This window comes from Caballeronia sp. LjRoot31 (assembly GCF_964253885.1).
Lineage (GTDB): Bacteria > Pseudomonadota > Gammaproteobacteria > Burkholderiales > Burkholderiaceae > Caballeronia.
Map to the genome: position 1 here is coordinate 2409189 of NZ_CAXURX020000001.1, position 14336 is coordinate 2423524.

Below are 14336 nucleotides of genomic sequence, written 5' to 3' on the forward strand. Positions count from 1 at the left end.
CGCGCGGCTTACAGTGAAATGCGAGTGAAATGCGCGGTACGAAAAGCCCTTGATGAGCCAGCAGGCTGACGCAGACCCCCATGACGGAAACCGTAGCACTCAAGATTGTCCAGCGCATCGCCACAGAGTTGAATGTGCAACCACGGCAGGTCGCCGCCACCGTGCAACTACTCGATGAAGGCGCAACCGTTCCGTTCATCGCCCGTTATAGAAAGGAAGTAACGGACAATCTCGACGACACGCAATTGCGCAATCTCGAGGAACGGCTCATCTATCTTCGCGAGCTGGAAGACCGCCGCGCGACGATTGTCCAGAGCATCGACGAACAGGGTAAGCTCACGCCCGAGCTGCGCGCAGCCGTTGAAGGCGCCGAGAGCAAGCAGGTGCTCGAAGACCTGTATCTCCCCTACAAACCGAAGCGCCGCACGCGTGCGCAGATCGCCCGTGAGGCCGGCTTGCAGCCGCTCGCGGATGCCCTCCTTGCCGACCCGACGCTCGATCCGCAAACAGAAGCCGCGCGTTATGTAGACGCTGAAAAAGGCGTCGCCGATATCAAAGCCGCGCTCGATGGCGCCCGTGACATCCTCTCGGAACAGTTCGGTGAAACGGCAGAAATTCTCGGTAAGGTTCGCGACTACCTGTTCAAGCAAGGCAGCGTGATTTCGACGGTCGTGGAAGGGAAAGAAACCGAGGAAGGCGAGAAATTCCGCGACTATTACGACTACTCGGAAACCATCCGCACCGTCCCGTCGCACCGGGCGCTCGCGCTTTTTCGCGGGCGCAATGCAGGCGTCCTGATGGTCAAGCTGGGACTGGGCGAAGAGCTCGACGCGCAAGTGCCGCACCCCGGCGAAGCGCTGATCGCGCGCCATGTGAGCATCGCGAATCAGGGCCGGCCAGCCGATAAATGGCTCTCGGACGTGTGCCGCTGGTGCTGGCGCGTGAAGGTTCAGCCGAATATCGAAAACGATTTGCTGACGAATTTGCGCGAAGAAGCCGAAGCCGAGGCCATTCGCGTGTTTGCACGCAATCTGAAGGACCTTTTGCTTGCCGCTCCGGCAGGGCCGAAAGCCGTGATCGGCCTCGATCCCGGCATGCGTACCGGTGTGAAAGTGGCCGTGGTCGATCGTACCGGCAAGCTGCTTGCCACCGACGTGATTTATCCGCACGAACCGCGTCGCGACTGGGATGGCTCGCTCGCCAAGCTTGCGCGGATCGCCGCGCAGACGCAGGCTGAGCTGATCAGTATCGGCAATGGCACGGCGTCACGCGAGACCGACAAGCTCGCGAGCGAATTGATCGCGAAACATCCGGAACTGAAGCTGCAGAAGATCGTGGTGTCCGAAGCGGGAGCGTCGATTTATTCGGCGTCCGAACTGGCATCGAAAGAGTTTCCTGACCTCGACGTAACACTGCGCGGTGCGGTGTCCATCGCGCGGCGGCTGCAGGATCCGCTCGCGGAACTCGTCAAGATCGATCCGAAAGCGATCGGCGTCGGCCAGTATCAGCACGACGTCAATCAACGCGACCTCGCCCGTTCGCTTGACGCGGTGGTCGAGGATTGCGTGAACGCGGTCGGCGTGGACGCCAATACGGCATCGGTTGCATTGCTTGCGCGCGTGTCGGGATTGAACGCGACATTGGCGCGTAATATCGTCGATTTCCGCGATGCCAACGGCCCGTTTGCATCGCGTGATCAATTGAAGAAAGTGCCCCGTCTCGGCGATAAAACCTTCGAGCAAGCCGCCGGATTCCTGCGCATCAACAACGGTGTGAATCCGCTGGACCGCTCGTCGGTGCATCCGGAAGCCTATCCGGTGGTCGAACGAATCCTGGCGAAAATCAAGAAGCACGCCGCCGATGTCATGGGCAAGCGTGAAGCCTTGGCGGGCCTGTCGCCGGCAGAATTTGTCGACGAACGGTTCGGTCTGCCGACGGTGCGAGACATCCTCGCCGAGTTGGAAAAGCCGGGCCGCGATCCACGTCCGGAATTCAAGACGGCCACGTTCCGCGACGGCGTCGAGAAACTCTCCGATCTCACGCCCGGAATGATCCTGGAAGGCGTGGTCACGAACGTCGCGGCGTTTGGTGCGTTCGTGGATATCGGCGTGCATCAGGATGGATTGGTGCACGTATCGGCGATGTCGACGAAGTTCATCAAGGACCCGCACGAGGTCGTGAAAGCGGGTCAGGTGGTGAAGGTGAAAGTGCTGGAGACGGACGTGAAGCGCCAGCGGATCGCGCTGACTATGCGTCTGGACGATGACTTCGCCGCCGATGGAGCACCGCCGCAGCAACAGCAACGCGGCGCGCAAGACCGCCGTGGTGGTGGTGGCGCGGGTGGTGGCAGTGCCCGCGATGTCCGGGGCAATAGCGGCGGCAAGCGCGAACCGGAAGCAGCCAGCGCAATGGCAGCGGCGTTTGCCAAGCTGAAAAAGTAAACGAGCGGCACGGCCCGATGGAAACGAAAACGGCCCGATGGGCCGTTTTCTATTTAACAATCTTGACGGATCAAGCCGGGCCACGCGTGCATGATGGTCTCAAACGCCCCCGCACGCTTCCCGTCAAATCTCGATCTTCGTCCCCAACTCAACCACCCGGTTCGCGGGAATACTGAAGAAGTCAGTCGGCTTGGCGGCATTCTGATGCATCCACGCGAACACCCGTTCACGCCACACCGACATACCCGGCAACTGCGTCGGCACAACCGTTTCCCGAGCCATGAAGAAGGACGTATCCATGAGTTCAAACGTCATGTCGTGGGTACGGCCAATCTCGTTCAGCACGGCCTTCACGTCGGGCGTTTCGTTAAAACCATACTGCGCTTTCACGAGAAAGAGCCCGCCGCCCGCATCCTTCACTTCCACTCGCTTGTCGTCATCGACATACGGCACATCGCGGGTAACGAAATTCAGGAAGATGGTCCGTTCATGCAGAACCTTGTTGTGCTTCAGGTTGTGCAACAGGCTAACGGGCACGAGCGTGTCGTTGCCGGTCAGATAGATTGCGGTACCCGACACCCGATGCGGCGGATGCGCAAGCAATCCCTGCAGGAATGGCATCAGCGGAATACCGTCGGCGGCGGTCCGGTCCTTCACGATCATGCGGCCCTTGAACCACGTCATCAGCAGGAAAAACAGCACGCCGCCAATACCCAGCGGCAGCCAGCCGCCCTGCTCGATCTTGAGCAGGCTGGCGCCGAAGAACCCGACATCGACGATAAAAAACACGCTGATGATCCCGCCCACCAGGAACTTGTTCCAGCCCCACAGCTTGGTCATCACAACCGACGCGAGAATGGTCGTGACCAGCATGGTCGCGGTGACGGCAAGCCCGTATGCGGCCGCGAGATTCTCGGAGCTTTTGAAGCCGATCACGATACACAGGATGACGAACAACAGCATCCAGTTCACGACCGGAATATAGATCTGCCCGATCGCCAGATCCGATGTATGCAGGATCTTCATGCGCGGCACGTAGCCAAGCTGGATTGCCTGGCTCGTCAGCGAATACGCGCCTGAAATGACGGCCTGTGATGCAATCACTGTGGCTACAGTCGACAGGATCACCAGGGGCAAGAGAGCCCATTGCGGCGCCAGGAGAAAGAACGGACTTTCGGCGGCTTCCGGCGAGTGCATCAGCAACGCACCCTGGCCGAAATAATTAAGCACCAGCGACGGCATGACGAGGCCATACCACGCGTAGCGAATGGGCTTGGCGCCAAAGTGCCCCATATCGGCATATAGCGCTTCCGCGCCGGTCAGCACCAGCACGACCGACCCGAGCACGATATACGCCTGCAGCACGTGGGCAGCCATGAACGAGAACGCGTAATACGGATTCAACGCGATCAGCACGCGCGGCACTTGCGCGATGTGATACACGCCAAGCACGGCCAGCGTCAGGAACCACAGCACCATGATCGGGCCGAAAAGCTTGCCGACCACCGACGTACCGCGGCGCTGGATCCAGAAAAGCATCACGAGAATCACGATGGTGATGGGGATCACCCATTCAGACAGCGCCGGCGAGACGATTTCCAGCCCTTCCACCGCCGATATCACCGACATGGCCGGTGTAATGACTGCGTCGCCGTAAAACATGCACGCGCCGAAAATGCCGAGCATCATCAGCACGCCGGTTGCACGTCCCGATCCCTTCAACGTGCGTAACGCAAGTGTCATGAGTGCGAGTACGCCACCTTCGCCATTGTTGTCGGCGCGCATCACGAAGAGCACGTATTTGATGGAGACCACGATCATGATCGCCCAGAACAACAACGAGATAACCCCGAGGATGGAGGCGTCGCTCAGTTCAATACCGTGGGACTTACTGAAGGCCTCTTTCAACGCGTACAGCGGGCTGGTGCCGATATCGCCGAACACTACGCCGATTGCGGCGAGTGCCAAGGCGGGCAGCGGCTGTTTGCGCTCGTGCGCGTGGGTGATTTTGTTCATAAACGCGGGAAGCCGTCCGAAGCGGAAAAAACGAACGCCATTCTAACGTTGCGTGCGGCGCCCGACCGGCCTGTTGCGATACCGCGACGACCGGAGCGAAGCGGCAGTTTAGCATTGCGGCAAAGGCGCGAAGGTGCATGCGCGGCGGTTTCCGGCTTTAACCGGCTATCAGCAAAAAAATGCCGTTCGATCGCACCGGACAGGCGAATCGAACGGCGTTTCGTTTCAGTTTCGTTCCGCTGCTCAACAACTAACCACTAACAACTCACGTGAACGGCTGACGCGCACGACTTGAACACGCTCAGGACTTGAATCAGCCGCGCTCGTCCTGGACGCCGCGCTTGATCCACGCACCGAGGTTGTGCGGGCGGACAGTGTCCCACTCTTCGAACGGCTGATGAATCCAGGGATTCGTTTCGAGAAACTGCACATGATAGTCGGGCTTCACTTTGGAGCAGCCCTTGTACCAAAGCACGGCGGAACGCACTGCCGTGACCGCCGGATAACGGTCTTTCAGATGCTGCTGCACACGCGAAAGCGTGACGCCGGAGTCGACCAGGTCATCGACAAGCAGCACGTTGCCAGACAGCTCGCCGCGCGTCATGGTGATGTATTGCCCGATGTCGAGTGTGCCCTGTTCCGTGCCGGCCGCCTCGCGATACGAACTCGTCGCCAGGATGGCGAGCGGCAGGTCATAGATGCGCGAAAGCTGGTCGCCAACCCGCAGGCCGCCGCGTGCGAGGCACAGGATATTGTCGAACTTCCAGCCCGAGTCATGCACGCTGAGCGCGAGCAGTTCGATCAGCCGGTGATATTCGTCCCAGCCTACCCACAGATTCCGGTCGTCATTGCGCGGATCTTTCATCGCGATCATGGTGAAACTCTTTTCAATATGTACAGCACTGTACGTCTGTTGAATATGCAAAAGTGGCCGCTGATTCGCGGCCACTTTGGTCGATGCTGCACGTCCGGCCTGCTTAAACCTTGAACGGATGACGCAGCAGGATGGTTTCGTCGCGATCCGGACCCGTCGACACCATGTCGATAGGCACGGCCGCCACTTCCTGGATACGCGACAGGTACTTGCGCGCATTGGCCGGCAAGCTGTCCCATTGCGTAATGCCAATGGTGCTTTCCTTCCAGCCGCCGAATGTCTCGTACACCGGCTCGCAACGCGCCACTTCCGACGCGCCGCGCGGCAGGATGTCGACATCTTTGCCGTCAAGCTTGTAGCCCACGCACAGCTTCACTTCGTCCAGGCCATCGAGCACGTCGAGTTTCGTCATGCACAAGCCCGAGATGCCGTTGATCTGGATCGAGCGGCGCAGCGCGGCGGCGTCAAGCCAGCCGGTACGGCGCGGACGGCCGGTCACCGAACCGAATTCCTTGCCGACGGTCGCAAGCGTCAGGCCAACCTGCTCCTGGCGATTGGCGTTGTCGGCGTCATACAACTCGCTCGGGAACGGGCCTGCGCCCACGCGCGTGCAATACGCTTTCGTGATGCCGAGGATGTAGTTGAGCTTTTGCGGACCCACGCCCGCGCCGGCAGTCGCTGCGCCCGCCACACAATTGCTCGACGTGACGTACGGATACGTGCCGTGATCGATATCAAGCAGCGTGCCTTGCGCACCTTCGAACAACAGGTTCCGGCCAGCGTGGTTTTCGTCATAGAGACGGCGCGAGACGTCGGTCACCATGGGCGCGAGGCGCTCGGCGTAGCCGAACATGGTGTCCAGCGTTTCCTGATAATCCACCGCTGCGGCGCCCAGATAGCCGGTCAGCACGAAGTTGTGGAAATCGAGGGTTTCGCGCAGGCGCTCAGCGAATACTTCGCGGTCGTACAGATCCTGCACCCGCAAGCCGCGGCGGCCAACCTTGTCTTCATACGCCGGGCCGATGCCGCGTCCGGTGGTACCGATCTTCGCCGCGCCGCGCCGCGCTTCGCGGGCCTGGTCGATAGCGATGTGATACGGAAGAATCAGGTTGGCGGCTTCGGAGATGAAAAGACGCTTCTGGACGTCCACACCCACCGATTCCAGCTCGCCGATTTCCTTGAAGAGCGCTTCCGGCGACAACACGACGCCATTGCCGATGTAGCAGGCGGTGCCGGCGCGCATGATGCCCGACGGAATCAGTCGAAGGATGGTTTTCTTGCCGCCGATAATCAGCGTGTGGCCGGCATTGTGGCCGCCCTGGAAGCGCACGACGCCCTGGGCGTGGTCCGTCAACCAGTCGACGATCTTGCCCTTGCCCTCATCACCCCACTGGGTGCCGACCACGACGACGTTGCGCCCCGGGTTCACATTCACTGCGCTGGCAGACATGTCAATTTGATAGCTGGTTAAAAAAGCATTTTACCTATGTTCGCGGAAGGTTCCGAGTTTTTCCCGGTATTTGCGAACGCGTATCGATTTTGCACCGATCGGATCTGGCAGAAATTTTGTCCGCGGTTTGCAGCTGCGCACCCATAAAAAACGCGCCGGCAAACCGCAAAACCGCTAGGAACGGGCCTCTACGACCCACTTTCCGTCCCGCTCGACCAATACGCGATCGAACGCGAACTCGTCGAGATCATGGTCATGACCGGGCAACGCCTGAATCACCACTTCGCCCGCATCGCGCAATTGCGCGACTGCCGCGAGCAGCGGTTCGTCATGCTTCCACGGGGCGAGGACCGCGCTGCCGCGGGCATCGACGGGGGAAATGCGGGCGACTTCGCGCAGGTCGAGCGAGAAGCCGGTTGCCGGGCGCGCACGGCCGTAGGCCTGGCCGACATGGTCGTAACGGCCACCCCGCGCCACCGCATTCGGCACGCCATCGACGTACGCCGAGAACATCACGCCGCTGTGGTACGCGTAACCGCGCAGATCGGCGAGATCGATCATCAGCTCGGCTCCGTTCGCCTGGGCCGCGAGGAACGCGAGGTCGTCCAGCGCCCGGCCGATCACCGGAAGATTCGGCAGCCGAGCCCGAGCTTCGTCGAGCACGGAAGCGTCGCCATACAGCGAAGGCAACGCGCGCAATGCGTCCCGGGTGACATCGCCAAGCTTGGCCGTAAGTTCGTTCAGGCGCGGCACATCCTTCGCGCCGAGCGCGTCGAACAGCGCTTCACCGAGCACCGCAGCAGCCGGCTCCAGATCCAGCAACGCCGACAAAACGCCCGCGTGGCACAGGTCGAGGCGCACTTTATCGAGGCCGCTCAGACGCAGTGAGTCCAGCATCAGTTGCTGGATCTCGAGATCCGCTTCCAGTCCCGCATGGCCGTAGATTTCCGCGCCGATCTGGATCTGCTCGCGTGTAGCGTGCAGACCGCGCGGGCGCGTGTGCAGCACATTGCCCGCGTAACAAAGGCGCGTCACGCCCTGGCGATTCAGCAAATGCGCGTCGATACGCGAGACCTGCGGCGTAATGTCAGCGCGCAGGCCGAGCGTTCGGCCGGATAATTGATCAACGAGCTTGAACGTGCGCAGGTTCAGGTCGCTGCCGCCGCTGGTGAGCAACGACTCGAGATACTCGAGCATGGGCGGCATGACAAGTTCGTAGCCGTACGAACGAAAACGGTCGAGCAGCCGACGGCGCAATTCTTCAATCTTGCGAGCCTCGGACGGCAAGACGTCGGCGATATTCTCGGGGAGTAACCAGGTGGACATCGATGCGTTTCCTACGGAGCGCTTGAGCGCGGCGGTGATGATTGCCGCGAGTGAGCGCAAGCTTTGAGTCTATGGGCGACCGGAGACTACAAGTCGACCCGCTTTGAAGTTTTCACGTCGCGACGATCATGGTGCAATGATCACGTTGCAATGGTCACGTCGCAATAATCAGCAGGATAACGCCAAGCACCATGGCGATCAGCCCACCGATACGAATCTGGTGCGGCGGCCGTTGCGCGATCCGGCGGAACGTGTCGCGCCAGGAGTTAGGGAAGACGAACGGAAACATCCCCTCAATAATCAGCATCAACGCAATCGCGAGCAGTAACGATGCAGCCATATCCATTCGATTGAAGGCGTCGCGGCTCTCGCCGCGACGCTTGGACGCTCAGCGCTTGCGCGCGAGCGCCGGGGTGGTGGCATCGGCGCCGCTCGGCGCAGCACCATTGGGGCTGCGCATGAAGCGGAAGAAATCGCTGCTCGGATCGACGACCATCACGTCACCGGCATTGAAAGTCTTTTTATACGCTTCGAGGCTTTGATAGAACTGGTAGAACTGCGGATCGACGCCGTATGCATCGGCGGCAATGGACGCAGCTCGGCCATCACCCTCACCCTTGATGGTCTGCGCTTCCTTGTAGGCATCGGCAAGAATGGCTTCCTGCTGGCGCTCTGCGCTCGCTTTCAGCGCATCGGCGTCGGCCGTCCCCTTCGCGCGCTCCTCGGCCGCCGCTTGCTGGCGCGCCGCGATCATGCGTTTGTAGACCGAATCGGCCACCGCCGGCGGAAAGTCGATGCGCGTCAGTTGCAGGTCGACGAGTTCCACGCCGAACGCCGCTGCCGGCTGCTCGATCGCCTTCTGCGCTTCGGTCGCAATAGCCTGCTGCTCACCGAGCACGTCCGTCAGCGAACGCTTCGTGAACGACGAGGTCAATGCCGTGCGCGTGAGCGCGGCCAGCCGGTCCTGCGCCGTCTGCGTGTTCTTCTCGTTGCTTTCGAACAGCTTGAGCGGATCGGCCACGCGATACTTGATGACCGTATTCACGATCACCTCGTTCTTGTCCGACGTATTGAAACGGTCCGAGCCTGCTTCGTCGAGCGTGAGCGTACGGGTGTCGATCAGCGTCAGCGTCTGGAACGGCGGCGGCAGCTTGAAATGGAGGCCGGGCGTGACAAGCGTGGGCGTGTCGCCGCCATGTGCGGTGACCACGCCGGCATGACGTTCGTCGACCACGAACATCATGGACGAGCCAATGAACAACACCACCACCACGGCAGCGACGAGCGCAATAATTCGATTCATGATCGCGCTCCTCATTGCGTGTCGTCTTCGCGCGAACGCGAACGGAACGCATCGCGCGAACGCAATGGGTCACCCGACGACTGCGCGGCGGCACCCGAGGCGGCAGCAGAAGCCGCAGCGCTGGCGGGAGCGGCGGACTGGGCAGTGACGGCCGAAGCCGCCGATGCGCTTTCGGCGCGCGCGTCCTGCGTAATAGCCCCTCCGATCACACCGGTAGGCGAGGCGCCGACGGGTTGATTTGCGCCCGAAGGCACCGTCCCTGCAGCAACACCTGACGCGCCCGACGCCACAGCGGCTGCGGCCGCGTTCTGGCGGTTTGCATCGACTAGCTTGTCGAGCGGCAGGTACACCACATTGTTCGAACTCTTGCTGTCGACGAACACCTTCGTCGCACGCGAATAGATCTGCTGCATTGTGTCCAGATACATGCGTTGACGAATCACTGCCGGCGCCTTCGAATATTCTGCGTAGACCTGCTTGAAGCGCTCGGCATTGCCTTGCGCCTGCGAAACGACCCGGTTGCTATAGCCCTTCGCATCGTCGATCATGCGCGCCGCGTCGGTCTTCGCGCGCGGCAACAGTTGATCTGCGTAGGCTTTCGCGGTGTCGACCGCGCGCTCGTTGTCCTGGCGCACCTTCGCGGCATCTTCAAAGGCCGGCTGAACCTGCGCCGGCACCTGCACGCTCTCGATGGTCACGCCGGTCACCTGCAAGCCCGTCTTGTACGAATCAAGCGATGCCTGGATGGTGTCGACAAGCTTCGCGCGCAATGCTTCGCGATCCTTGAAAAGCAGGTCGTCGGTACTGTGCGTGCCCGCGATTTCGCGAATCGCGGCTTGCGCCGATTCCGTCACGTTCTGCTCGGGATCGGCATTGCGGAACAGATAGTCGGTCGCCGACCTGATCTGATACTGCACGGCAAACCGCACCTCGACGATATCCGCGTCGTGCGTCAGCAGCGATGCGTCACGAACGTTGGCCTGGGTCACGGTGTTGTTGCGCCCGACTTCGATCGAACGAATCTGCGACGTATTGACGATCTCGTGCGATTCGAACGGATACGGAAGACGCCAATGGATGCCCGGGTCGTCCGACTCTTCATACTTTCCGAAGCGCGACACGACACCCACATTGCCGTCCTGTACGACGAATACGCCGCTGCCCAGATAGATCGCGATCAATACGCCGACAACAATGCCCATGCCGATCTTGGCGCCGCGGCCGTTGTCGGTACGCGGACCGCCGCCAGGCGTTTTCTTGCCGAACAGGCCGGCGAGCTTCTTGTTGAAGTCGCGCCACATTTCGTCGAGATCCGGCGGGCCCTCACCATCCTTGTCCTTCGATGGGCGCTTTTGTTCCTGCGGACGCTTCTGGTCCTGGCTTTTGCCGTCGCCATTGCCGTCGCCCCGCCCCCAGCGCGGGTCGTTGATCGAAAAGACGGCATGCGAAAGCTGCCGGTTACTCCGCTCGTTGTAGTCGTTCACTCGGTGATTCACCATTAGACAGCCGGGTCAATGCAAATCGGAACAGATCAGTGCCCGTGCTCGGGGACCTTGCGGTCATCACTTTCGTCGGCTGACCGGTGGTCTTCCGGTAGCGTGGTTCCGTCGTCGGATGTGCTATCCATGGACTCCGGCACGATTGTGCCGTCCGGAAGTTCCGTGTACTCGTTGTTATCTTTGGGTTCGGAAGCCGCAAATTCGGCGATGGCCGCGCGCAGCGCGTCGAGTCCCTGACCCGTTCGCGCGCTCAAAAAGACGCGCAAAATATTACCATACTCATCCCTTTCAACTGAGTCGCCACGGGCCGCCAGCTCAGGCACCGCATCGATCTTGTTGAAAACGAGGATCTGCGGAATGCCGTCGGCGCCAATGCTGCTCAGCACCTTGTTCACCTCGTCGATCTGATCGAGCCGCACCATGCTCGATGCATCCACCACGTGCAGCAGCAAATCAGCCTGAACGGTTTCCTCAAGCGTCGCACGAAAAGCCGCGACCAGTTGGTGAGGCAGGTCGCGAATGAAGCCGACCGTATCCGACACCACGGCCTGCCCTGCTTCCTCGCTGAGATAAACCCGGCGTGAGGTGGTATCGAGCGTGGCGAACAACTGGTCCGCCGTGTACGCCTGCGCTTTCGTCAACGCGTTGAACAACGTCGACTTGCCCGCGTTCGTATAGCCAACCAGCGACACTGAGGTAGTCCGGTTGCGCCCGCGCTGGCGGCGCTGCGTGCCATGCTGACGTTGCAGCTTCTTCAGCTTCGCCTTCAGCGCCTTGATCCGTTCGCCAATCAAACGGCGGTCAGTTTCAAGCTGCGTCTCACCCGGGCCGCGCAAACCGATACCGCCCTTCTGCCGTTCAAGGTGAGTCCACGCACGGATCAGTCGCGTGGACAAGTAGGTGAGCTGCGCGAGTTCGACCTGCAGCTTGCCTTCATGACTGCGGGCACGCTGGGCGAAAATGTCGAGGATAAGACTGGTGCGGTCAATCACGCGCCGTTCCAGCGCGCCTTCCAGATTGCGTTGCTGCGCGGGCGCGAGAGCGTGATTAAAAATGACAAGTTCCACGTCGTTGGCTTCGCACGCGAGGCGCAGCTCTTCGACTTTGCCGCTGCCGACAAACATCTTGGCATCGGGACTGGAACGGCGACCGGTCAGGGTGACGGCGGGATGGGCACCCGCACTTTGTGCGAGCAGACTGAGTTCTTCGAGACTGGCATCGAAATCGATTTTTCCGAAGTCGACACCGACAAGCGCTGCGTTGATCAAATCAATGTTTTCATTTTGAAGCGACCGGTGAATTAGCACGTTCATTCATGCCGTGACACCGGGCGCAACGAGGTTTAGGGCGTCTCTGCATCCGGGTGGAAATTCACCGGACGCGCCGGCACGACCGTCGAAATGGCGTGCTTATAGACCATCTGGGTAACCGTATTCCGGAGCAACACGACGTACTGGTCGAACGATTCAATATTGCCTTGCAGCTTGATGCCGTTGACCAGGTAGATCGATACAGGCACATGCTCTTTTCGCAGTGCGTTCAAAAACGGGTCTTGTAACAATTGCCCTTTGTTGCTCATAGCAAACTCCGTATTATTTTTGCAGGTTGATGTGATTGCGACGAAGAAAAAGAGATCCGTCGTCAATCGCTACACTATAGCCGATTTTCATTTTCGCACCAGCGCGCCACGGCCATCGAAAATCCGGCGAAACGCTTGGTGCACGCGGGGTTCAGCCTTTGTCCGCGTAAGGGTTCGCGCTCGAACGGAACTCTATGCGCAATGGAGTCCCCACGAGCCCGAAAGTTTCCCTGAAGCGGCCTTCGAGATAACGTTTATAGGTGTCGGTGATCGCGTCGAGGGCATTTCCGTGCACGACGATGATCGGCGGATTCTGTCCACCCTGGTGCGCGTAACGCAGCTTCGGACGAATCGGTCCGCGGCGGCGCGGCTGTTGAAATTCAACCGCGTCGATCAACGCGCGCGTGAGCTTCGGCGTGGGCAACTTGGCCATGGCGGCGGCGTAGGCATCATCCACCGATTTCATCAGTTGGCTGATGCCGGTCTTTTCCAGCGCCGACACGTAATGAAATTTAGCAAAGTCCAAAAACTTGAGCTTGCGCGTAAGGTCGGCCTTGGTGCGCTCGCGCACATGCGAGTCCAATCCGTCCCACTTATTGACCCCTACCACCAGCGCACGTCCCTGCTCGACCACGAATCCCGCAATATGTGCATCTTGGTCCGAGATGTCCTGCTGTGCATCCAACAGCAGAATCACTACGTTAGCGTCGGAAATAGACTGCAACGTCTTCACCACCGAGAACTTTTCGACGGCCTCGAACACCTTGCCGCGACGGCGCAACCCAGCTGTATCGATCAGGGTGTATTTGCGGCCGCTTCGCTCGAAATCAACATAGATGGAATCGCGCGTAGTGCCGGGCATGTCGAACGCGATCACGCGCTCCTCACCGACCAACGCATTGATCAGCGTCGACTTGCCGACGTTCGGGCGTCCCACGATGGCGATTTTCACGCCGCGCGCCGCTTTTTCTTCGGGGTCTTCTTCCGGCTGTCCGGCATACGCAATCTCGAGCGCGTCATCGATCATTTCCGAGACGCCGTCGCCGTGCGCGGCAGAGATGGCACGCGGGTCGCCGAGGCCCAGTTCATAGAAGTCGGCGGCGACCGCGCTGTATTTCATGCCCTCGGCCTTGTTGACCACGAGGAACAGCGGCCGGCCACTCTTGCGCAGGTAGTCCGCAATCGCCTTGTCCTGCGGTGCGAGCCCGTTGCGGCCGTCGGTGATGAAGACGACCACATCGGCCTCCTCCACCGCCTGGCGGGTCTGGCGAGCCATTTCGTGCAGGATGCCGTCTTTCGCGACCGGTTCGAAACCACCGGTGTCGACCACCAGATAAGGCCGGTCGCCTACCCGGCCTTCGCCATAGTGACGGTCACGGGTAAGGCCGGGCAAGTCGGCGACGAGTGCGTCGCGCGAACGGGTCAGGCGGTTGAAAAGCGTCGATTTCCCCACATTGGGGCGCCCCACGAGGGCAATTACGGGTTTCATCAGATGGTGTTCACAGTTGAACGCAAGGCGGATGATTCCGGCCCGGCGCGCGCCGGATAAAAGTCCGGAAACGGCGAGCCGCGAGTGTGCGTGGCCCGGCGATGTGTCAAAAATTAGCACGGTTTCGGCGGAGACCGCGGCGTGCAGCGATATTCCACGTTCATGGCGTTTGAAGCGCATGTGGAACGCGCTGAGCGCTCCGCCAAACGACATGATCGATCGGGCAACGTCACCCGAAGGTGTGGACCGGCTTGCATAATCCTGCTGCCGGAATCCCGATGCCTGTTGTTACTTGTAACGTTGCCTGACCTGCTTATATGCTGCTTGTGCGCTTATTTGCCGCACGATGATCCTTCACG

General features: G+C 60.4%; 11 protein-coding genes. 1 reads left to right on the forward strand and 10 read right to left on the reverse strand.

Going from position 1 to position 14336, the window contains the following annotated elements:
- Positions 1-80: 80 nt before the first annotated feature.
- The gene (locus ACSQ8V_RS10645) at positions 81-2441 is read left to right on the forward strand and encodes a Tex family protein (protein WP_436205704.1); all 2361 of its coding nucleotides are present in this window, start codon (positions 81-83) and stop codon (positions 2439-2441) included.
- Between the two features lie 123 nt (positions 2442-2564).
- Here ACSQ8V_RS10645 and ACSQ8V_RS10650 read toward each other — a convergent pair whose 3' ends face one another.
- The 10 genes from ACSQ8V_RS10650 to der form a co-directional block, all read right to left on the reverse strand.
- Positions 2565-4457 (reverse strand): potassium transporter Kup, encoded by a 1893-nt coding sequence (locus tag ACSQ8V_RS10650; RefSeq protein WP_213761512.1) that lies wholly within the window; start codon positions 4455-4457, stop codon positions 2565-2567.
- Between the two features lie 313 nt (positions 4458-4770).
- On the reverse strand, positions 4771-5331 hold the full coding sequence (locus tag ACSQ8V_RS10655) for a phosphoribosyltransferase (RefSeq protein ID WP_213761513.1): 561 nt from the start codon (positions 5329-5331) through the stop codon (positions 4771-4773).
- Positions 5332-5434: 103 nt separating this feature from the next.
- A complete protein-coding gene (locus ACSQ8V_RS10660; RefSeq protein WP_436205705.1) occupies positions 5435-6781 on the reverse strand; it encodes an adenylosuccinate synthase in 1347 nt (448 codons plus the stop codon).
- A 174-nt stretch (positions 6782-6955) separates the two neighbouring features.
- On the reverse strand, positions 6956-8107 hold the full coding sequence (locus ACSQ8V_RS10665) for an ATP phosphoribosyltransferase regulatory subunit (protein WP_436205706.1): 1152 nt from the start codon (positions 8105-8107) through the stop codon (positions 6956-6958).
- Positions 8108-8261: 154 nt separating this feature from the next.
- The gene (locus tag ACSQ8V_RS10670; RefSeq protein WP_031356417.1) at positions 8262-8453 is read right to left on the reverse strand and encodes a DUF2065 domain-containing protein; all 192 of its coding nucleotides are present in this window, start codon (positions 8451-8453) and stop codon (positions 8262-8264) included.
- Positions 8454-8495: 42 nt separating this feature from the next.
- A complete protein-coding gene (gene hflC, locus ACSQ8V_RS10675; protein WP_213761516.1) occupies positions 8496-9410 on the reverse strand; it encodes a protease modulator HflC in 915 nt (304 codons plus the stop codon).
- A gap of 11 nt (positions 9411-9421) precedes the next feature.
- On the reverse strand, positions 9422-10894 hold the full coding sequence (gene hflK, locus ACSQ8V_RS10680) for an FtsH protease activity modulator HflK (RefSeq protein WP_436205707.1): 1473 nt from the start codon (positions 10892-10894) through the stop codon (positions 9422-9424).
- Positions 10895-10941: 47 nt separating this feature from the next.
- Positions 10942-12222: a GTPase HflX gene (gene hflX / locus ACSQ8V_RS10685; protein WP_213761518.1), complete on the reverse strand. Its 1281-nt coding sequence runs from the start codon at positions 12220-12222 to the stop codon at positions 10942-10944.
- 29 nt (positions 12223-12251) lie between these two features.
- A complete protein-coding gene (gene hfq, locus ACSQ8V_RS10690) occupies positions 12252-12488 on the reverse strand; it encodes an RNA chaperone Hfq (protein WP_031356421.1) in 237 nt (78 codons plus the stop codon).
- Between the two features lie 151 nt (positions 12489-12639).
- On the reverse strand, positions 12640-13977 hold the full coding sequence (gene der, locus ACSQ8V_RS10695; protein WP_158934623.1) for a ribosome biogenesis GTPase Der: 1338 nt from the start codon (positions 13975-13977) through the stop codon (positions 12640-12642).
- Between the last annotated feature and the right edge of the window lie 359 nt (positions 13978-14336).